Origin of the sequence: Actinomyces ruminicola (assembly GCF_900103885.1) — a bacterium.
Taxonomy (GTDB): domain Bacteria; phylum Actinomycetota; class Actinomycetes; order Actinomycetales; family Actinomycetaceae; genus Actinomyces; species Actinomyces ruminicola.
This window is the reverse complement of sequence record NZ_FNIM01000001.1, coordinates 331,116-352,131: the sequence shown is the minus strand read 5'-3', so window position 1 is coordinate 352,131 and position 21,016 is coordinate 331,116. Positions and strand designations below refer to the sequence as shown.

Here is a 21,016-nt window from a genome sequence, read left to right as displayed (position 1 = left end):
GTCTTCCCGGTCTTCATGGCCGGGCTCCATTGAGGCGCGCAGGCGTCCTCCGCCGAGCAGATCCGGGTATCGGTCTTCCCGGTCTTCATGACCGGGCTCCATTGAGGCCCGACCCGCACTGGCGGACACATCAGTGCGAGGTGGTCTTACCAGTCTTCATGGCCGGGCTCCATTGCCGCCGTCGTCCGCATCGGCCCTGCTTCGCTCGCGCGGGCGCACGCCTACGGGCAACACGGAGGGCCCGAACCGCCTGATCGCGGTTCGGGCCCTCCGTGTCTTGTTTCGGTCGCCGACGTCCTGCTCTCGGATGAGTCACAGCCCGCCCAGGAACTGGGCGATGAAGATCTTCACGATCATGGCCACGGGGTAGACCATGGCGTAGCCGAGCGCCACGCGCGGGTCGGAGCCGGTGCGCTCGTTGGCGAAGGCCAGCACCGCCGGCTGGGTCTGCACACCACCGAGCAGGCCGGACAGACGAGTGCCGCCCATCTTCACGATCCAGCGCATGGACGCGTAAATGCCGAAGCCCACGATCGTGGTGATCACGAAGCCCGTGATAAGGATCTTCCACCAGTCGCCGCCGGTGAAGGCATTCGCGATCTGACCGCCTGCGCGCGTGCCGGCCTGCGCCAGGAACACCAGCAGGCCCAGCTCGGAGAGCACCGCCGTCGCCGTGAACGGCATGGCTGTCACGAAACTCTTGATACGGCCGATGCGGCCGAAGACCAGGCCGACGATCAGCGTGCCCGCAGCGGATCCGATGGAGAAGGTGGAGCCGCCCGGCAGCGGGATCGCCCACTCGCCGATGATGATGCCCACGGCCATGCCCAGGCCCATGGCCACGGGGTTGATGGAGGACAGGCCGTGCGCGGAGTCGCCGAAGAACTTGGAGAGCTCGGCCATGCGCCCGGTCGGCGCGACCACGCGCACGCGGTCGCCCTGCTGGAGCACCAGGTCGGGGGTGCCCACCATGTCCACGTCGCCGCGGCGCACGCGGGAGATGGTGGCACCGAACTTGTGGTCGACGTCGAGCTCTGCCACCGTGTGCCCGGCCAGCTTCGGATCGGAGACGGTGATGCGGCGGAAGTCGAGGTAGCGGCGGTCCTCGATCAGGGAGTGGGAGGAGGAGTGGCCGATCTCGCTGACGACCTGGTTGACGGCGTCCTGGGTGCCGACCACGGTGATCAGGTCGTCCTTGTAGATCTTGTCGGTCAGGGTCGGACGGGTGATGGGGCCGGTCTCGCCGCGGCGCAGGCGGGAGAACTTCATCTCTCCGCTCACGCGCTCGGCGATGTCTCCCAGCTGCGGCGCGTCTTCGCGCTCCACGCGCACGGTGCGGTTAATCAGGGGGGAGGGGGCGTCCTTGTCGGAGCGGCGGTAGCGCAGCGCCAGCAGGCAGAAGAACAGCATGCCGATGACGCCGTACAGGTAGGCGACGGCGTAGCCGACCGTGGCAATTGCCATGCCGTCGGCGTTGCCGGACAGGGTGGCCGCGTTGCCGGCGGCGGCGAGGGCGGGAGTGTTGGTCAGCGCGCCGGCGAAGGCGCCGGCGATCATGGCGGGACTCATACCCAGCCAGCGGCCCACGCCCAGGCCAGCCGCCGCGCCCACCACCAGCGTCGCCAGCATGAGCGCGAGCGGGCCTGCGGCGGTGCGCAGCACATGGAAGAAGTTCGGGCCGGATTGGATGCCGATGGCGAAGGTGAACAGCGCCAGCCCGAGCGTGCCGATCTGGGCGGGGACCTCAATGGTGATGCCCTCGGCAGCACCCCAGGCGGCCAGGATGATTCCGGCGAAGAGAACGGCCGCCGCTCCCAGGCTGACCCCGCCGACCTTGATGCGGCCGACGAGCATGCCGAAGCCGATCAGGAGGAATAGGACGAGAACCGGGTTCTCGGCCAAGGCATTGAGTAGTCCGGTGACCACGTGAAAGTGCCGCCTTCCAGTTGTCTCAGGCCGACGGCGTTGCCTCCGCTGCGGCCGAGTTGATGAGCGTATTACCGGGACATTCTGGCATCCGCGCAGGCAGCCTCGGGTGGACCAAAGACCGCGCCCGCACGAGATGTCCGACATATACGGTCTCCGCCCGCCGCCTACCGCCCGCCGTCCGCTCGGCGAGGTCTGTCGAAGTTGCGTGCGACGTCGGTTGATGCGGCGGCGAGGCGGGCTGTGCTCACCGGCGAGGCGGGCCGTGCTCGCCGGTGGGGCGGGCCGTGCTCGCCGGTGGGGCGGGCCGTGCTCGCCGGTGGGGCGGGCCGTGCTCACCGGCGAGGCGGGCCGTGCGCGCCAGTGGGGCGGGCCGTGATTCCAATATGTGAGATCACGGACGGTGGAGTCGACTCGCGCGACGTGACGGCATACGGTTCCTTCCACACCGGCCGTCGCGCCGGTCAGACAAGCGCGTAAGCACACGGATCTCACGGATAGGAGGGCGGACGATGGTTCGTGACAGAGGCTCCTCGGGCCAGGACCGACAAGTAATGACGGGTGCCCAGGCGCTCGTGCGTTCCCTGGAGGAGATCGGCGTCACCGACATCTTCGGCATGCCCGGGGGTGCGATCCTCCCCTTCTACGATCCGCTGCTGGCCAGCGAGAAGATTCGGCATGTGCTGGTGCGCCACGAGCAGGGTGCCGGGCACGCCGCAGAGGGCTACGCCATGGCCACCGGAAGAGTCGGCGTCTGCGTGGCTACCTCCGGTCCCGGCGCCACCAACCTGGTAACCGCCATCGGCGACGCGCACATGGACTCCGTGCCCATGGTCGCCATCACCGGCCAGGTGGGCTCCACCGCGATCGGCACCGATGCCTTCCAGGAGGCGGACATCGTCGGTTCGACCATGCCCTTCGTCAAGCATTCCTTCCTGGTCACCTCCGCCGACGAGATCCCCGGCCGCGTCGCCGAGGCCTTCCACCTGGCCTCCACCGGCCGCCCGGGGCCGGTCCTGCTGGACTTCACCAAGGACGCGCAGGTCGGCGAGACCGAGTTCCACTGGCCCCCGCGCATGGACCTGCCCGGCTACAGCCTGCCCGGCAGGCCCAACCAGCGGCGCATCGCCCAGGCGGCCGAGGCAATCGCCGCCTCCGAGCGCCCGGTCTTCTACCTCGGCGGCGGCCTGAACCGCGCCGGCGTCCCGGTCGAGCAGCTGACGGAGCTGGTTGAGCTCGTCGGCGCCCCGTTCACGACGACGCTGACCGCCCTGGACGTGCTGCCCACCAATCATCAGCTCAACCTGGGCATGCCCGGTATGCACGGCACCGTTGCCGCCGTCGGTGCCCTGCAGCGCGCCGACCTGATCATCACGCTCGGTGCCCGCTTCGACGACCGCGTCACCGGCAAGCCGGACACGTTCGCCCGCCACGCCGCCGTCATCCACGTGGACATCGACCCGGCCGAGATCTCCAAGATCCGCGCCGCCGACGTGCCGATCGTGGGGGACCTGAAGGACGTCGTGCCCGCGCTGACGGCGGCCTGCCGCGAGCAGTTCGCCGCCGAGCCGCGCGCCGAGATCGACCAGTGGCTCACCGAGGTCGCCCACATCCGCGCCACCTACCCCACCGACTGGACCGACACCGACGACGGCCTGCTCCAGCCCCAGGAGGTCATCACCCACCTGGACAAGGCGGCCAGCGAGGACACCATCTGGGTGACCGGCGTCGGCCAGCACCAGATGTGGGCCGCCCACTACCTCCACTTCAACCGGCCCCACTCCTGGCTCACCTCCGCGGGCGCCGGCACCATGGGCTACGGCGTGCCGGCGGCCATGGGGGCGAAGGAGGCCTGCCCGGACCGCCCCGTGTGGCTGATCGACGGCGACGGCTGCTTCCAGATGACCAATCAGGAGCTGGCCACCTGCACGCTCAACAACATCCCGATCAAGGTCGCCATCATCAACAACTCGTCCCTGGGCATGGTGCGCCAGTGGCAGACCCTGTTCTACGGGGAGCGCTACTCCAACACCGACCTGCACACCGGTGCCGGCACCGAGCGCATCCCCGACTTCGCCAAGCTCGCCGAGGCGTACGGGGCCGTGGGCCTGCGCTGTGAGCGCCTGGAGGACGTCGACGACGTCATCGCCCAGGCCAATGCCATCAATGACCGGCCCGTCGTCATCGACTTCATCGTGTCCGCCGACGCCCAGGTGTGGCCCATGGTCGCCGCGGGCGTGTCCAACGACGAGATCCAGCACGCGCGGGGCATGAGCCCGGCGTGGGAGGAGGAGTGAGACCGTGAGCGAGAAGCACACGCTGTCCGTCCTGGTGGAGAACAAGCCCGGCGTGCTCACACGCGTGTCGGCCCTGTTCACCCGCCGCGGCTTCAACATTCATTCCCTGGCGGTCGGCCCCACCGAGCACGAGGACATCTCGCGCATCACGGTGATCGCCGACGCCGAGGGCCCGGCCATGGAGCAGGTGACCAAGCAGCTCAATAAGCTGGTCAACGTCATCAAGATCGTCGAACTGGATCCGGACACCTCGGTCGGCCGCGAGCTCTACCTCATTAAGGTCCGTGCCGACGACTCCAACCGGACCGCCGTGCTCCAGATCGTCGACCTGTTCCGGGCGCACGTCGTGGACGTGTCGCCGACCTCGGTCGTGATCGAGTCCGTAGGCTCGGAGTCCAAGGTCAAGGCCCTCCTGGACGCCCTGGCCCCCCACGGAGTCAAGGAGATCGTCCAATCCGGTGCGGTCGCGATTTCGCGCGGTCCCCGTTCCATCACCGATCAACTCAAGGAGAAGTGAGAACCCACTATGGCAGCTGAGAAGTTCTACGACGACGACGCCGACCTGTCGGTCATCCAGTCCAAGAAGGTGGCCGTCATCGGCTACGGCTCGCAGGGGCACGCCCACGCCCTGAACCTGCGCGACTCCGGTGTGGAGGTCGTCGTCGGCCTGCGCGAGGGCTCCCGCTCCGTCGCCAAGGCGCAGGAGGCCGGACTGGCCGTCAAGCCGATCGCCGAGGCCGTGGCCGAGGCCGACGTCACCGTGGTGCTGGCTCCCGACCAGGTGCAGGCCGAGCTGTACAAGACCGAGATCGAGCCCAACCTCAAGCCCGGCTCCGCCCTGCTGTTCTCCCACGGCTTCAACATTCACTTCGGCTACATCACCCCCGCCGCGGACATCGACGTGGTCATGGTCGCCCCCAAGGGCCCCGGCCACACCGTGCGCCGTGAGTTCGAGGCCGGCCGGGGCGTGCCCGTGCTGGTGTGTGTCCAGCAGGACGCCTCCGGCCAGGCCTGGCCGCTGGTGCTGTCCTACGCCAAGGCCATCGGCGGCACCCGCGCCGGCGCCATCAAGACCACCTTCCGCGAGGAGACCGAGACGGACCTGTTCGGTGAGCAGACCGTACTGTGCGGCGGCGTGTCCAAGCTGATCCAGTACGGCTTCGAGACGCTGGTCGAGGCCGGCTACCAGCCCGAGATGGCCTACTTCGAGGTCTGCCACGAGCTCAAGCTCATCGTCGACCTGATCAACGAGGGTGGCATCTCCAAGCAGCGCTGGTCCTGCTCCGACACCGCCGAGTACGGCGACTACATCTCCGGGCCGCGCGTGATCACCCCGGACGTCAAGGAGCACATGAAGGAGGTCCTGGCCGACATCCAGGACGGCTCCTTCGCCAAGCGCTTCATGGACGACCAGGCCGCCGGCGCCCCGGAGTTCAAGCGGCTGCGCGCCGAGGGAGAGACGCACCCGATCGAGGTCACCGGTCGCGAGGTGCGCTCCATGTTCGCCTGGCGTGCCGACCTCGACAAGGACTACACCGAGGGCTCGGCGGCGCGCTGAGCGCCCGTTACCGCAGCGGGTTGGAAGAGTCCCCGCAGGGCTGCGCGTAGAGCCCTGGGTGCTCGTCCGGCGAATGCGTCCCGGTGGGGCGGCGGGTCTCGGCCCGCCGCCCCACCACGCCTATCCGGCGCTTAATCGTTATAGAACGAGGTTAACGTCGCGTTTTGACCACGCTGATTCATACTCGCATGTGGTTTCTTGCCTGAGGATAAACTGGGAGAACCACCGGTAGTAGACGAGGGGACCGCGGCGTGCTTACCCGTTTCGAGGTAACAGGGTTTAAGAATCTCGTCGGCGTGGTGGTGGACTTCGGGCCATTCACCTGCATCGCCGGCCCCAATGCGGTGGGCAAATCCAACCTGCTCAACGCCCTGGAGTTCCTCTCCCTGCTCAGTTGCAATTCCTTCCATGATGCCTGCGTGCAGGTGCGTCCCACCGCCCAGCAGCAGTTCGACGTCGCGGCCCTGCTCTCCGCCGATGTCTTGGCCGGGCGCAGTCACCTGTGCCTGGCGGCCGAGATGATCCTGCCTCCGCGGGCGGAGGATGAGTTCGGGCAGGCAGTGGCGCCATCGTGCGGATATGTGCGCTACGAGGTCCAGATCGCCGTGCAGCGCGATGTCGCCGTCCCCGGGGGACTGCGTATGCGGCTGGCGGGGGAGCGGCTTAGTCCCGTGAGCGGCGACGAACGCCCCCTCCGCTTCCCCGGGGCGGACACCTGCAGCCGGTTCATCGGCTCTCGTCCGGATGATTCTCGCGACTGCTATTTGGATTATGAGACGTCGGGAAACAAAAGCGTGGTACTTGTGCACCGCGAGGCCTCGGGCAGGTCACGTCAGGTGCTCGCCGACGGCGCCCAGAGAACGGTGCTCTCGGCCGTCGCCAGTGCCGAGTATCCGACCATTCTGGCGGCGCGCACGGAAATGGCCTCGTGGCGATTTCTGGCGCTGGAGCCCAGCGCCATGCGGGCTCCCGACGATCTAATGGAGCGCCGCCCAATAACTGCCGCCGGAGCGCATGTGGCGGCAGCACTGTACCGGCAGGATCTGGCAGCCGGGAGGGACGGCGCGGTGCTCCGGCGCGTGTGCGACGCCGTCAGCACGATGGTCGATATCCGCAGCCTGTCGATCGTGGAAGACCCGGTGCGGCAGGCGCTCGAGTTGCGTGCCCAGGTCGGGGACTCGCCGGAGCTGCCCGCGCGAGCGCTCTCGGACGGGACCCTGCGCCTGCTCACGCTTGCGGCCATCGGCGCCGCCCCCGACTACTCCGGGATGCTGTGCCTGGAGGAGCCCGAGAACGGGATCCACCCGGCCAAGATCGCCGATCTGTACAACCTGCTGCATGACTTGTCCGAGCCCACGGCGCAGCACCTGCGGCAGGTGGTCGTCAACACCCACTCGCCCTACCTGTTCCAGTGCGCCGACGACGACGAGCTGCTGTGTGCCGTCGGCAGGACGGCGCGCGGCGGGGACGGCGCCAGAATCCGGGTGGCGGACTTCCACCCACTGGCCGGGACCTGGCGCGCCCGCGGCTGGCGCGGCGGCGACGGCATCCGCCCGGTGCCACGCAGCGCCGTCCTCGCCTACCTGAAGAACCCGCAGCTGGCCGCCGACTAGCTGCCGCTGAGCCGGATCGCCGAGCGGCGCGCCCCTTTGCGTGCACTCCGCCGGTATCTGAGATGCCCGCCCGGGGCGTTGGCGGATCCGCCTAGGGTCGCGGCATGACGCAGACCATCAAGCTTGCAGTGATCCCCGGCGACGGCATCGGCAAGGAGGTGGTGCCCGAGGGGCTGAAGGCGCTTGAAGCCGCCCTGGAAGGCAGCGGCGTCGCCCTGGAGACCACCGCCTTCGACCTGGGTGCCGAGCGCTGGCACCGCACCGGCGAGACCATCACGGATGCCGAGCTGGAGGAGATCAAGGCCCACGACGCCATCCTGCTGGGCGCCGTCGGCGACCCCTCCGTCCCCTCCGGCGTGCTTGAGCGCGGCCTGCTGCTGCGCCTGCGCTTCGCCCTGGACCACTACGTCAACCTGCGCCCCTCCAAGTACTACCCGGGCGTGGCCACCCCCCTGGCCAACCCCGGAGACATCGACTTCGTGGTGGTGCGTGAGGGCACCGAGGGCCTGTACTGCGGCAACGGCGGCGCCGTCCGCGTCGGCACCCCCCACGAGATCGCCACGGAGGTCAGCGTCAACACCGCCTACGGTGTGGAACGGGTGGTGCGCTACGCCTTCGAGACTGCCCAGTCCCGCCCGGCCCGCCACCTGACCCTGGTGCACAAGCACAACGTGCTGGTCAACGCCGGGCACCTGTGGCGCCGCACCGTCGAGGCCGTGGGCGCCGAGTACCCCGAGGTGAAGGTGGACTACTCCCACGTGGACGCCGCCACCATCTACCTGGTCACCGACCCGGGCCGCTTCGACGTCATCGTCACCGACAACCTCTTCGGCGACATCCTCACCGATGAGGCCGGTGCCATCACCGGCGGCATCGGGCTGTCCGCATCCGGCAACCTCAACCCGGCCGGCGAGTTCCCCTCCATGTTCGAGCCCGTCCACGGCTCCGCCCCGGACATCGCCGGCCAGGGCAAGGCCGACCCGGTCGCCACCATCTCCGCCGTCGCCATGCTGCTGAACCACTTGGGCATGGCGCAGGCCGCCGCCCGCGTTCAGGCCGCCGTGGATGCCGACATGGCGGCCCGGGCCGTCGCCGAGGCCGCCGGGGCCCCGCTGGTACGTACCACCAGCGAGATCGGGGACGCCATCACCGCCGCCCTGCGCGGCTGACTCGCTCGCACCCACAGTCATCATCGCCCGGGCGGGCGACGTCGTCGTCGACGTGCTCGCCCGGGCACCGGCTCCGGCCCGGGAAGGACACGGGACGTATGGAGCCAGCATGTGAGAGACGCCCGTCCGCTCCGTGGAGCGGCGGTACAGTGCCGGTATGTCTGTGACCCCAGCCGCCGCTTCCACGCCCGATTCTCTCGAGACGCCTCTGGCTCGCGCCGCCGCTGTCCCGGTCCCTCCCGCCGACTCCCTCGCCGGCCGCTTCCCGCTGCAGCCACACCCGCGCCCCGCCACCGACGCCGAACGGGCACAGGCGCTGACCGACCTGCACTTCGGCCGGGTGTTCACCGACCACATGGCCCACGCCCGCTGGACCCGCGAGGGCGGCTGGGCGGGCCACGCCGTCGTCCCCTTCGGCGACCTGACCCTCTCGCCCGCCGCCGCCGTCCTGCACTATGCGCAGGAGGTCTTCGAGGGCATCAAGGCCTACCGGCACGCCGACGGGTCTATCTGGACCTTCCGGCCCCGCTACAACGCCGCCCGGATGAACCTGTCCGCCCGCCGCATGGCCATCCCCGAGCTGCCCGAGGAGGACTTCATCGCCTCCCTGGTGGACCTGGTGCGAGCCGACGCCGAGTGGGTGCCCTCCGGGGAGGGGGAGTCCCTCTACCTGCGGCCCTACGCCTTCGCCTCCGAGGCCTTCCTCGGGGTGCATGCCGCTAGCACCATTGACTACTACGTGATCGCCTCCCCGTCGGGCGCCTACTTCACCCACGGCCTGCAGCCGATCTCCATCTGGGTGTCCCAGGACTACCACCGGGCCGGCCGTGGTGGCACCGGCTTCGCCAAGACCGGCGGCAACTATGCCTCCTCCCTGCTGCCGCAGCAGGAGGCGGACGCCGAGGGCTGCGACCAGGTCTGCTTCCTCGACGACGTCACCGAGAAGAACCTGGAGGAGCTCGGCGGCATGAACGTGATGGTGGTGGACGCCGACGGCACCGTGCGCACTCCGCAGCTGACCGGAACCATCCTGGAGGGCAATACGCGCAGCGCCATCATCCGCCTGCTCAAGGACTCCGGCCGGAGGGTGGTGGAGGAGACCATTCCGCTGGAGAGCCTGCTGGAGGACATCTCCTCCGGCAAGGTGCGCGAGGTCTTCGCCTGCGGCACCGCCGCCGTCGTCGTCCCGCTGGGGCGCCTGAAGGGTAGGGGCTTTGATGTGGCCATTGAGGGCAGCGAAGTCACTCACGAGATCTACGAGCGGCTGACCGGCATCCAGTACGGCCGCCTGGAGGACCCCTACAACTGGATGTACCGCCTGGTGTGACGTCGCAGCCCGCTTGTGACCTGAACCCCACGCTTGCGTGGCTCTAAGCGGCGCCTGGTGTGGTCAGATTGAGCCATGAGCGATAGCGAACAGCGCGCGGGCGACGGCGCTCCCGGCAAGCTGAACGACGACGTGCTCGGAGGCGTCGGGCAGACCGACTCCGCGAGCAGAAGTTCCGGGAAGAGCCGCAGCGGGCGGCGCTGGCGCATTGCGCTGGTATCCGTGCTCGCCGTCGTGCTGGTCCTGGTCGCCGGGACGGCGGTGGGGGGCCTGTGGCTGCGCAACCGCCTGTCCTCCAACATCGAGACGATCGGCGATCCCTTCGCGTCCATCGCCACCGAGGACCGCGCCCCCGAGCAGGAGGCCGAGGACCCGGCCACGAACATCCTCGTGCTCGGCTCCGACTCGCGCATCAGCGCCGGCGACCCCGATCAGTGGGAGGCCGGCGCCCAGCGCACCGACGCGATCATGCTCGTACAGATCAGCCATGATCGCGAGGACGTCTCCGTGATGTCCATTCCACGTGACTCCTGGGCGGACATCCCCGGCTACGGGGAGAACAAGATCAACGCGGCCTTCTCCTACGGCGGGCCGAGCCTGACCATCCAGACCGTCGAACAGCTCACGGGCGTGCGCATCGACCACTTCGTGGTGGCGGACTTCGAGTCCTTCAGTGCGATCACCGACGCCATCGGCGGCGTGACCATCAACCTCAAGACCGCCCAGACGCTCGCCGGCACCGAGTTCCCAGCCGGGGCGCAGCTGCTCAACGGCCAGCAGGCGCTCGCCTACGCGCGGGAGCGCAAGAGCCTGCCGGGCGGCGACTTCGATCGCGTCAACCGCCAGCAGGCGTGGATGCGCGCCATGGTCGGCGCCGTGCTGAACAACGGCATCCTGTCCAATCCGACCAAGCTGTATTCCTTCCTCACCACGGTCACCGAGACCCTGGCCGTGGATGACGGCTTCACTATCGACGAGATGCAGTCCCTGGCCATGGGCCTGCGCGGTATTCACTCCACGGACATCAACTTCATGACCGTGCCTACCTCCGGCACCGGCACGAGCTCCGACGGGCAGTCGATCGTCATCCTCGACGCCGAAGCCGACGCGCCCCTGTTCGAGGCCTTCCAGAACGGTGACGTGGACGCCTACCTGGAGGAGAACCCCGACGCCGTCGAGCTGTTGCCCGCGACGGTGAACTGAGGCCCGTCCGACGCCGTCCTGGCTCTTTCGCGGCGGGACTGCTTGTGTCACTTATCGTCTAGGCTGTACGCAACCCACTGGCCAGGGCCCCGCTGGCCGTGGTCGATCCTTAGGAGATGGCCCGCCCATGACCTCGATCTGCGTGGTTGGACTCGGATATATCGGCTTGCCGACGGCGGCTGTGCTGGCGCGCACGGGGGCCGAGGTGATCGGGGTAGACGTGTCTGATCGGCACGTCGATGCGGTCAATCGGGGTGAGCTGCCGTTTGTTGAGGCGGGGCTGGGCGAGGCTGTGGCCGACGCGGTTTCCCGGGGCCGGTTACGGGCACAGAAGGACACGCCAGACGCAGACGTATACATCGTTGCGGTGCCTACGCCGTTCAGACAGGGGCCGACCGGCGATCATGAGGCAGACCTGTCATACGTGGATGATGCGGCGCGGGGGATTGCACCGCAGCTAGTCGGGGATGAGCTGGTGGTGTTGGAGTCGACCTCGCCCCCCGGGACCACCGAGCGCGTGGCCGAGGTGATCATGGGAGAGCGTCCGGACCTGTCGTTGGACGGGTCCGGGGGCCGGCCGGTGGTGCACTTCGCGCACTGCCCGGAGCGAGTACTGCCGGGTAGGATCATGACGGAGATGGTCACCAACTCTCGGATCATCGGAGGCCTGACACCGCGCGCGGCGGAACTGGCGCGTGATCTGTACGCCACCTTTTGCGAGGGCGAGTTGCGTTTGACGGACGCCCGCACGGCGGAGATGGCGAAGCTGACGGAGAACTCATTCCGTGATGTGAACATCGCCTTCGCCAACGAGCTCTCGATCATCTGCGAGAAGCTCGGTATCGATGTGTGGGAGCTGATCGAGCTGGCCAACCTGCACCCGCGTGTGAACATCCTGCAGCCCGGCCCCGGGGTGGGCGGTCACTGCATCGCCGTGGACCCGTGGTTCATAGTGTCTGCGGCGCCGGATGAGGCGCGGTTGATTCATATGGCACGGCAGGTCAACGATTCGAAGCCTCTGCATGTGATCCAGCGCGTGCGGGAAGCTGTTGCTGGCATGAGCTCCCCGAAGATTGCGACGCTGGGCCTAGCCTTCAAGCCGGACGTGGACGATTTGCGTGAGTCGCCCGCTCTATCCATCACCCGGGACCTGGCATCCCAGCTTCCCGCTGCAAAAGTGCTCGCGGCAGAACCGAATATCACCGAGCCGCCTGCTTCACTCACCGCAGCTCCGAACATTGCCTTCGTGGATTACCGCGCCGCGATTGCCGCCGCGGACGTGGTGGTGCTGCTGGTGGATCATCGGGAGTTCAAGGAACTGGACCGATCACTGTTGGAAGGCAAGCGCATGATTGACATACGCGGTGCTTGGCGCTGAACCGCCTGCACCGACCAGAGAGCAACGACGCCGTGGGGGTGAAAAGCACGCTACACAAGCTGGTTCGTCGTCGACGGCCGATGCTGAGCGTCGTCCTCTTGGCCGATGCTGGTGCTCATGTTGATCGAGCCGTGCGCTCCTTGCTGAATCAGCGTCCTGGGGACACTGAGATACTCGCCATCATTACATGTGAGTGCCCGACGGACGAGCAGACGGCACTGATGGCTCTCGCACGTCGCAACCGGAGCATTCGCATCGTCGATGGCGGATTGGCTGCTGCACTCGGTGCGGCTCGGGGGAGAGCACTCACCGTCATCTCTGCCGCGGACGCGGCAGCCAGGGACGGATATGCCCGGGTACCCGTCGATGACGCGGTCCACTTCGGGGGCGCCCGTCCACTTGCTCGGGGACCAGGCAACCACACGACCGCGCGAAGATGCCTTGGAGGGATCACCCACGAGCCTGAACTGCTGGACGGCTTCAACCCCGGCAGGGTGGTTGCATCTCCTCGTGTGTGGGCCGCTGCAGCCCAGTCGGTCTCGACTCCGGCGGGCGGCGCGGAGGCCGCTCCGGGCACAAACCCGGCCGAGGATGCTCGCCTCGCCGCGCTCAGGGTGATCGCTGCCGCGGATGAGCTCATGATCGAGCCGCAGGATCTGGTTCTGAGAGGGACCGCGCAGACCTCGGGCTGGGGCGCGTGCATGGCGGCGCTGGCAGCCAACGTCGCCGCGGACCGCCGAACGCTGGCTGACCTGGACCCCAGCTTGCTTGGTCACCTGCACCATCGCGCCCTGCTCGGCTTGGCGGCAGGAGCATCCGCCCAGCCGGATGCCGCAGTCGAGCGCCTGCGCGCCCTCGCCCGCACCGTGCTCCCTGAGGACGCCGCCGCGCCCCTGTGGTACGCGCTGCCGCTGCTCGATCGCGTACGGCTGTGGGTCCTCGCTCACGGGACCACGGTCGACCTACTCGAGGTCCTGGCCTCCCAGTACGAGGACACCACCGCCGTCCCACTCACCCTCGGGAAGGGCGACCTGCGCGCCGACCCGCCGGTTCTCGAGCGGATCGCGCCGATGCCCGCCTGCCTGTGTGCCGTCACCGAGGCGGATCTGTGCATACGCCAGGTGCTGCGCGAATGCAGCTGGTTGGACGCTGACCGGCTGGTGCTGGACGGTTGGGCATACGTCCCCGGCCTCGGCCCCGATGTCCTCCCCGCTCCTGAGATCGTGCTGCTCCCTGCCGATAAGGAAGTCGCTCCTGAGACCGTCGTCGGCGCCTGCGTCGAACGCGTCGAAGCACCGCTGGCTGACCTGGACGCCAATGACCCGTGGCGCACCTATACGGGCTCCGGGTATCGCGCCGTCCTGGACCTGGCGGGCCTCCCGGCCCGCCCCCTGCGCGCGCAGCTGCGCATCCGGGCCGGGGAAGCGCTCCTGGCCCAGCCGATTCCGCCTCCGCTCGGCTCACGCCGACTGTGCCCCTCACCTGCGGGGTGGAGCGTCGACGTCGACGGCGAAGCACTGCTGATCCGCCCCACCCTCCCCGGGGAATCGGCGGCAGGCAGCGCAGAGCCGAACTTCCACCCCACCGGCATGGTTGTGGTGGATGCCGCCGCCCTGGATGGCGACCGGCTAGTTCTGAGTGGAAGCATCCCCCGGGCTGCCGGACTCGCTGTCGAAGCTGTCTCCTCCCGCGTGGACATCCCGCTCGTGACCACCGTCACGGCTGAGGGTTGGACCGCGATCTTGGACCTCGCCGACCCCACATTCCCCTCCGGCGGGTATTTCCTGCGCTGGACCATGGCCGATGCCACAGGACGTTGCATAGCCGGAGTGGACCTGGACGGGCCCCCGACCGAGCTCGCCGGCCATGCCCGCCGCGTGCGCCTGCGCCCGCAGCCCGATGGCAGCCTGGACTTGAGCATTATTGCCCCGGTCGCCCCACAACACCGCTCCCTGTACGCGCGCAGGCTGCTGATCGAAGAGGATTGGGGCCCACTCGTCCCCGGCATCTTCTTTGAGACCTTCAGCGGTAAGTCCGTCGGCGACAACCCCGGTGCCATTCGGGATGAACTCATCCGCCGTGGTACCCAGGTCCCTCTGTGGGTATCCGTGCGGGACGGGACCGTGCCCGTGGCGGCGGGAGCCACGCCGGTCGTCGTCGGCACCCCCGAGTGGTTCCGGGCACTGCACACCGCCCAGCTGCTCGTGATCAATGACAACCTGCCTCACTGGTTCGCCAAGCACCCCGACCAGACGATTCTGCAGACCTGGCACGGCACCCCCATTAAGCACCTGCTTGCCGATGCCCCACGCAAATCGATCACCCTGCCCTACCGGCGGCTTATGGCCCGACAGGTGCCCCAGTGGGACCTCCTGCTCGCCCAGACCCCGGACGCCGCGGACGACCTACGTCACGGTCTGGGGTACGCCGGGCCGGTGCTCATTGGTGAGCAGCCGCGCAATGCTGGCCTTCTAGGCGGAGCGACGACGGCGCGGAGCACACGGCGGGAACTAGGCATCAGCGAGGACGAGGCCGTCATCCTGTACGCCCCCACCTGGCGCGAGGGATTGCGCCAGCCCCAAGGCGACGCCCCGGTCCTGCTGGATGCCGGAGCTTTGGCCCGCGCCACCGGTGCCGTGGTGCTGTTGCGCAGTCACCATATGAACGCACTGCAAGACACGAGCGAGCGAGTCCTCGACGTGAGTCGCCACCCGAGCATTGAGGCACTAATGCTCGCCTCCGATCTGCTCATCACCGACTACTCCTCGGTGGTCTTCGACTGGGCCCTGACCGGTCGTCCCGCCGTCCTCCATGTGCCGGACCTGGAGGCCTACCGGGACAGGGAGCGGGGCTTCTACCGGGACTGGCCTGGCGACTCGGGCCTGCCGGTAACCCGTACCCAGGCCGAGGCGGAGGCGCGGGCAGCCGAGCTGCTGGCCTCCGGCGAACAGCCGCCACAGGTGGACGGCGGGCCGATACGCGAGAGCCTGGACGCCATTTGCGCCTGGGTGGATATGGTGTTGTCAGGGTTGCCGGATGTGGCGCCGGCCCGCACAGGCGAGGAGGAGCCCCGTGAGTGACCTGATCCGCACAGCTCGAAAGACCCTGTGGCACGCCCGCCACGGCGGGATTGCGGGCGTGAAGGAGTTCCGCCGTCGGCGGCGTGCGAGCGCCTGGGCCCGTCCTACTAGGGGCCGCCGTTCCCGCAAGGGACAGGGCACCTTCCCCGAATGGGATGTACCCGCTCCCGAAGCCGCGGTACCGCGCCACGAGCTGACGGTCGGTGTGATCGCCGACGAGTTCACTACCCTCGCCCTGCAGTACGAGTGGCACGCCGTTGCCCTGACTCCGGCTGACTGGCGCGAGCAGATCGCCGCTGACCCGATTGATCTGCTGTTCGTCGAATCCGCGTGGCACGGCAACGGGGACGCGTGGCGCTACCAGGTCATCGGCAAGAATGGCCCCTCAGCCCACCTGCGCGAGCTGGTGGCGCAAGCGCGTGCCGCCGGCATTCCCACGGTGTTCTGGAACAAGGAGGACCCCGCCCACTACGACGAGGCCATCGCCACCGCCCGCCTGTTCGACTGGGTGTTCACCACCGACGCCACGCTTCTGGACCGCTACCGCACCGAGCTGGGCCACAACCGCATCGGTGTGCTGCCCTTCGCCGCCCAGCCCACCATCCACAACCCGATCCGCCTGTGCGACGACGACGGGCGTCCCGTGCCATTGCGGGACATCGCCTTCGCCGGCATGTACTTCGCCCACAAGTACCCCGAGCGGCGCGAGCAGATGGAGACCCTGCTGGGCGCCGCCGTGGACGCCGCCCCGAAGTTGGAGCACGGCCTGGATATCTTCTCCCGCTACCTCGGCGCCGACGCGAATTACCAGTTCCCGGCACCCTTCGACGCCTTCGTGCGCGGTTCGCTGAGCTACCCGGAGATGCTGTCCGCATACCGCGGCTACAAGGTCTTCCTCAACGTCAACTCGGTGGTCAACAGCCCCTCCATGTTCGCCCGCCGGATCTTCGAGATCACCGCCTGCGGCACACCGGTGGTGACCATGCCGTCGCCCGCCACGGGGCGTTTCCTGCCCGCCGGGACGCTCGCCGTCGTCGGCGACCGCAGGGAGGCCTACTGGGTGCAGGGCGCCCTGGTGAACAACCCGGAGCTGCGCGAGCGGATGACCTACCTCGCCCAGCGGGAGATCTGGCTGAAGCACACCTACACCGCCCGCGTCGACCAGGTCCTGGAGGCCGTCGGCATGGGGGGGCGGGCCTACCGCCGCCCCGCCATCGCCCCGCTGATCTCCACCATCCGCCCCGAGCGCATTGACGGCGTGCTCGACACCCTGGTCCGCCAGCAGGAGGTGGAGCAACGGCCCATCATCCTCACCCACGGCTTCGAGGCGCCCGATGCCGCCCGCGCCCGTGCCCGCGAGCTCGGCCTGGAGGTCGACTGGGTTGTGGGAGATGCCGCCGACTCGCTCGGCGCCAACTACAACCGCATGTTGGCGCGGGTGGAGGCGGACTTCATCGCCAAGCTGGACGACGACGACCTGTACGGCGACTACTACCTGTTCGAATCCCTGGCCGCCGCGGACTACGCCCGCGCGGAGGTGGTGGGCAAGCACGCCCACTACGTGCACCTGGAGGACCAGGACGCTGTGGTTCTGCGCTTCCCCGAGTGGGAGCACCGGTACACGGCGTTCCTGTCCGGGCCCACGCTGGTGGCCGCCACGGAGCTGGCGCGCGAGGTCGGCTTCCCCGACACGACCATTGGGGAGGACACCGGCTTCCTCAAGCGGGCATCCGCCGCGGGCGCCCGGATGTACTCCGCCTCCCGCTTCGGCTTCGTGCAGCGCCGCGGCGCCGGACCGGGCCACACCTGGGGAATCTCCTCCGCCGAGGTGCTGGCTACCGGCGGGATCGCCCACTGGGGCGCCCCCGGAGATGCGGAAATCCCCGGCTGGCGGGCGTCATGATCAGTATTACACCCCGCGTGGTGGTCATTGTCGACGGCGGCGGAGACCTGGAGACGACCCTCATCGGCCTGGCCGACGAGGGGATCAGCGACGTCGTCGTGTGTGTGGGCCGGGAGGGGCCCACCCCGGCGGAGGCCGCAGCGCTCGCGGAGCACGGCCTGGAGCCCGTGGCGGGGGAGACGGCTCTGGATGCCGCCCGGACGGTGCTCGCCAGCCTGCGCGGCGGCCGGGTGCTGGTGCTGCGGGCGGGGGACGTCCCGGAGCCGGGGCTGGTAGAGGAGCTGCCGACGAGCGGCAGCGCGGCGGTGGTCATGGTGCCGCTCAAGCGAATGGCTGACGGCCACGTATCGGACACGCACCCGCTGCGGGCACGCTTCCCCCATGGGTCGAGAGACACCAGCCTGTCGGCGGAGCCGCACCTGTTCACGCAGCGACTGTCCGGAGCGGTGATGGAGGTGCCCGCGGGTGGTCTTCCCCCCTGGGATGAGGACGACGCCGACGGCACCACACTGCTAATTCGTCTGCTTACGGACACCGGCCAGCGGGTGCGCCTGCATGCGGGGCCGGGGATCATTGAGCGCCCCCGCCCGGAGGACCCGCCCCCGCTGTCCACGCTGCCCGAGTACACCCAGGTGCTGGAGCGGGACATCCCCGCCTGGTATTCGGCGGCACGTGAGGGCGGCCGGACTCCGTCCTGGGTGCACCAGCTGGTACTGGCGCGTCTACTCGATGTCACCGACGCCGACCGGGGCCTGCGCTTCGCGGCCCACGCGTTGAGTCAGACCGAGCGGGCGCGCGTGGCCGAACTGCTGGTCGGCGTGCTGGCGCGTGTACCTGCAGACCAGGTGGAGGCGTACTGCGCCACGCCGGTGGCCCTCAACCGGCAGGCAGCATTGCTGGCCGCCACCGGCGCCCGCCTGCCCGACCCGGTGCTGCCATCGGAGCGATCATTCCGGGCGGACCGCCAGGTGTCCTACTTCTTCACCGGCTCCCTGCCAGACGAGCAGTGGTACGTGGACGGTGAAACGGTCGAGCCGACGAGCACGAAGATCGTCGACCACACCTACTTTGATCGCGTGTTCGTTCACGAGCGGCTCGTCTGGCTGCCCAAGGGATCGGTAACAGCCGTTATCGGCGGACGCGAGGCAACTCCCGCCGCCTATCGGGGCATGCGGCGTCCACCCGCGCCCCTGCCTGGCCCGGGTAACCGGGTGCGGCGCGCCGTGACCCGGAGGGCGCGGGCTCTGCGACGCCGTGCGTCCCGACTACTCGGCCGCGCCGGGACGACAGAGCGCACTCGCTTGGCTGTGCGAACGCCACCGGAGGAAGCGCCGGCGGTGGCGCTGGACGTGCCCAGCACCTGGCTGTACATGGACCGCCACGACTCGGCCGGGGACAACGCCGAGCCCCTGTACCGCTACGCCCGCGAACACGCTCACGGCATCCGGCACGTGTTCGCCGTCGACCGGCGCTGCGCTGACTGGGAGCGGTTGGAGGCGGAGGGATTCGAGCTGGTCTCTCCGGGAACGGCAGCCTTTGAGGACGCCTGGACGCAGGCCGACACCCTGCTGCTGGCCGACATCGGCGACACCGCCATCGCCGGACGCCTGATGGGTGCGGGCACGCGTAAGGACCAGCGGGTGGTATTCCTCCAGCACGGCGTGACCATGCGGCATATGTGGCGGTGGTTCAACACACGCCGCATTGACGTGCTCATCACGGCCCACCGCGCCGAGTACGCGGCTATCACCGCCGACCACAGTCCCTACCTGCTCACCGACCGGGAGGTGTGGCTGACCGGCTTCCCGCGCCACGATGCGATGTATGCGCCGCTCGGCCGTCGGCGTGACCGGGTGGTGCTGGCCCCGACCTGGAGCCCGTCGCTTTCGCGGACGCTTGATCGGGAGCCCAACCGCACCGACCTGCTCGATGCCTTTTATGAGCCCTGGCTCCAACTTGCCGAGGCACTGGGGGAAGCCGGTGTAGACGTGGTCCTGTTCGCGCACCCGAAGCTCGCCCTGACAGTGCCGGAGTGGTTTGCATCTCTGACCGTGCCTACGACTACGGGCACGGACGTGCCCGAGCAGCTCTCGCGGTCCTGGGCCGTGATCTCGGACCGCTCCTCGATCCTGGATGACGCGATGCTGCTCGGCGCCGTGGCGATTGTCTGGAGTCCGGACGGAACCGCCGACGCCGACGCCTACCGTCGCATGCACGTGGCGGCTGGCGCCGTCTCTGCGGCGAGCGTCGGGCAGGCGCTCGCGGCGGCGGTGGATGCGCGTGACGGCCGGCTGCAACCGGCCTCGGAGCTGATCATCACGGATGCGGGGGCGTGCGAGCGGATCCTGTCCCGGCTGGAGAAGGAGACGATCTGATGGCACCTGTTTGTCGTCGCCGGATTGGCCGAGGTCCGACCGTATCTCTGGTGGTCGCCGTGTACGGGGTGGCCGAGTACCTGCCGGGGTTCCTCGCCTCGTTGGATGCACAGGACTATCCGCATGACCGGCTGGAGGTGGTGCTCGTCCTGGACGGTGCCCGTGACGACAGCCCGGCCATCTGCCGGGACTGGGCTGAGCGAACAGACTTGCGCAGCCAAGTCATTGAGACCGACAACGGCGGTCAGGGGAGGGCAAGGAACCTCGGTCTGGCGCGGGCCGCGGGGGAGTGGATCGGTTTCCCCGACCCCGACGACGAACTCGCTCCTGCCTTCATCTCCACGCTGGTGGGTGCCCGGGACAGCGATGCGGGCATGCTCATCGGACGCACCCTCATCCGCCAGAGGGGAGTCGTCTCCCCGCACCCCTTGGACTTCCGCTTCCAGCGAGGGAGACGGAACATCGACGCGATCCGGTCTCCGGACGTGGTGCAGCTGTCCACACATGAGGTGCTGGTGCGCGGCGACATAGCCCGGAGATGCTGGTTCCCGGAGGACAGGGACGCGCCGACCTTCGAAGATGGGATGTTCATCGGCCGGGTGCGCGCCATCGAGCCGAGTTGCGTGCTGGTGCCCGACGCCGTCTACTACTACAACAAGCGTGCCGCCGGAGACTCGGCGGTCCAGACGGCGTGGGATCGGCCCGGCCGCTACATCGAGCAGCTCACTGATCGCTACCTGCCGTACCTAGAAGCGACCGACGGCGCCCCCTGGGCCCAACAGACGGTTCTGTACGACTTGGGCTGGTACTTCGGGGTTGTCGACCGTGGGGAGGCCCCGAACGTTCCCGGACTCGCTAAGCGGCACGAAGCGCTGATGCGGCGTCTCGTAGAACAGCTCGATGCTGGGCTGATCCGCCGGGCGCCGTGGCCGCACCTGAGTGCTGCAGCGCGCGCACGCATGTTGCTTTGGAAGGGCACAGAGGCGGTGGTCGTCGTCGACCGTGGGCAGGTGACGAGCTTGTACACCCGGGTCCCCTTGACTGCTTCGGCCACGCCGACGAACTATTGGGAACGGGACTGTGGTTACGTCGCCCATGGCGAGGCCGCTGAACGCGCCTATGATCCCGCCCACTGTGCACGCCTGACGGAGCAGGCTCGCCAGCCACGTTTGTGACGGGGCGATGAC

General features: G+C 68.7%; 13 protein-coding genes. 12 read left to right on the top strand and 1 reads right to left on the bottom strand.

Annotation, left to right across the window (positions count from 1 at the left end; all coding sequences use genetic code 11):
• Window positions 1-312: 312 nt before the first annotated feature.
• The gene (locus BLR49_RS01500; RefSeq protein WP_092532297.1) at window positions 313-1,926 is read right to left on the bottom strand and encodes an aspartate:alanine exchanger family transporter; all 1,614 of its coding nucleotides are present in this window, start codon (window positions 1,924-1,926) and stop codon (window positions 313-315) included.
• 512 nt (window positions 1,927-2,438) lie between these two features.
• Here BLR49_RS01500 and BLR49_RS01495 point away from each other — a divergent pair.
• The 12 genes from BLR49_RS01495 (at window position 2,439) to BLR49_RS01440 (ending at window position 21,004) form a co-directional block, all read left to right on the top strand.
• Window positions 2,439-4,223 (top strand): acetolactate synthase large subunit, encoded by a 1,785-nt coding sequence (locus BLR49_RS01495; protein WP_092532293.1) that lies wholly within the window; start codon window positions 2,439-2,441, stop codon window positions 4,221-4,223.
• Window positions 4,224-4,227: 4 nt separating this feature from the next.
• Window positions 4,228-4,740: an acetolactate synthase small subunit gene (gene ilvN / locus BLR49_RS01490; RefSeq protein WP_073327221.1), complete on the top strand. Its 513-nt coding sequence runs from the start codon at window positions 4,228-4,230 to the stop codon at window positions 4,738-4,740.
• Window positions 4,741-4,749: 9 nt separating this feature from the next.
• A complete protein-coding gene (ilvC, locus tag BLR49_RS01485; protein WP_092532290.1) occupies window positions 4,750-5,781 on the top strand; it encodes a ketol-acid reductoisomerase in 1,032 nt (343 codons plus the stop codon).
• Between the two features lie 251 nt (window positions 5,782-6,032).
• The gene (locus BLR49_RS01480; protein WP_143013663.1) at window positions 6,033-7,394 is read left to right on the top strand and encodes an AAA family ATPase; all 1,362 of its coding nucleotides are present in this window, start codon (window positions 6,033-6,035) and stop codon (window positions 7,392-7,394) included.
• Window positions 7,395-7,498: 104 nt separating this feature from the next.
• Window positions 7,499-8,563, top strand: a complete 1,065-nt coding sequence (locus BLR49_RS01475) for a 3-isopropylmalate dehydrogenase (RefSeq protein WP_092532284.1) — start codon at window positions 7,499-7,501, stop codon at window positions 8,561-8,563.
• Between the two features lie 157 nt (window positions 8,564-8,720).
• Window positions 8,721-9,890 (top strand): branched-chain amino acid aminotransferase, encoded by a 1,170-nt coding sequence (locus BLR49_RS01470; protein WP_092532281.1) that lies wholly within the window; start codon window positions 8,721-8,723, stop codon window positions 9,888-9,890.
• Between the two features lie 75 nt (window positions 9,891-9,965).
• Window positions 9,966-11,093 carry an LCP family protein gene (locus tag BLR49_RS01465; RefSeq protein ID WP_092532278.1) on the top strand — a complete coding sequence of 376 codons (1,128 nt, stop codon included), beginning with the start codon at window positions 9,966-9,968 and terminating at the stop codon, window positions 11,091-11,093.
• Window positions 11,094-11,220: 127 nt separating this feature from the next.
• The gene (gene wecC / locus BLR49_RS01460; protein WP_092532275.1) at window positions 11,221-12,471 is read left to right on the top strand and encodes a UDP-N-acetyl-D-mannosamine dehydrogenase; all 1,251 of its coding nucleotides are present in this window, start codon (window positions 11,221-11,223) and stop codon (window positions 12,469-12,471) included.
• 638 nt (window positions 12,472-13,109) lie between these two features.
• Window positions 13,110-15,551, top strand: coding sequence for a CDP-glycerol glycerophosphotransferase family protein (locus BLR49_RS01455; RefSeq protein WP_176765725.1), 2,442 nt, complete (start codon window positions 13,110-13,112; stop codon window positions 15,549-15,551).
• On the top strand, window positions 15,544-17,454 hold the full coding sequence (locus BLR49_RS01450; RefSeq protein ID WP_245690289.1) for a CgeB family protein: 1,911 nt from the start codon (window positions 15,544-15,546) through the stop codon (window positions 17,452-17,454). Before BLR49_RS01455 ends, BLR49_RS01450 begins: the two co-directional genes overlap by 8 nt.
• Complete coding sequence (locus BLR49_RS01445; RefSeq protein ID WP_092532266.1) at window positions 17,451-19,829, top strand: CDP-glycerol glycerophosphotransferase family protein; 2,379 nt, start codon at window positions 17,451-17,453, stop codon at window positions 19,827-19,829. The genes BLR49_RS01450 and BLR49_RS01445 overlap by 4 nt, the downstream gene beginning before the upstream one ends.
• Before the next feature lie 50 nt (window positions 19,830-19,879).
• Window positions 19,880-21,004, top strand: a complete 1,125-nt coding sequence (locus BLR49_RS01440; RefSeq protein WP_245690287.1) for a glycosyltransferase family 2 protein — start codon at window positions 19,880-19,882, stop codon at window positions 21,002-21,004.
• The last annotated feature ends 12 nt before the right edge of the window (window positions 21,005-21,016 follow it).

Bases quoted from the DNA above. Each gene is read 5' to 3' on its own strand.
- BLR49_RS01495 (WP_092532293.1), top strand. From the start codon at position 2,439: ATGGTTCGTGACAGAGGCTCCTCGGGCCAGGACCGACAAGTAATGACG.
- ilvC (WP_092532290.1), top strand. From the start codon at position 4,750: ATGGCAGCTGAGAAGTTCTACGACGACGACGCCGACCTGTCGGTCATC.
- BLR49_RS01475 (WP_092532284.1), top strand. From the start codon at position 7,499: ATGACGCAGACCATCAAGCTTGCAGTGATCCCCGGCGACGGCATCGGC.
- BLR49_RS01470 (WP_092532281.1), top strand. From the start codon at position 8,721: ATGTCTGTGACCCCAGCCGCCGCTTCCACGCCCGATTCTCTCGAGACG.
- BLR49_RS01465 (WP_092532278.1), top strand. From the start codon at position 9,966: ATGAGCGATAGCGAACAGCGCGCGGGCGACGGCGCTCCCGGCAAGCTG.
- wecC (WP_092532275.1), top strand. From the start codon at position 11,221: ATGACCTCGATCTGCGTGGTTGGACTCGGATATATCGGCTTGCCGACG.
- BLR49_RS01455 (WP_176765725.1), top strand. From the start codon at position 13,110: ATGATCGAGCCGCAGGATCTGGTTCTGAGAGGGACCGCGCAGACCTCG.
- BLR49_RS01445 (WP_092532266.1), top strand. From the start codon at position 17,451: ATGATCAGTATTACACCCCGCGTGGTGGTCATTGTCGACGGCGGCGGA.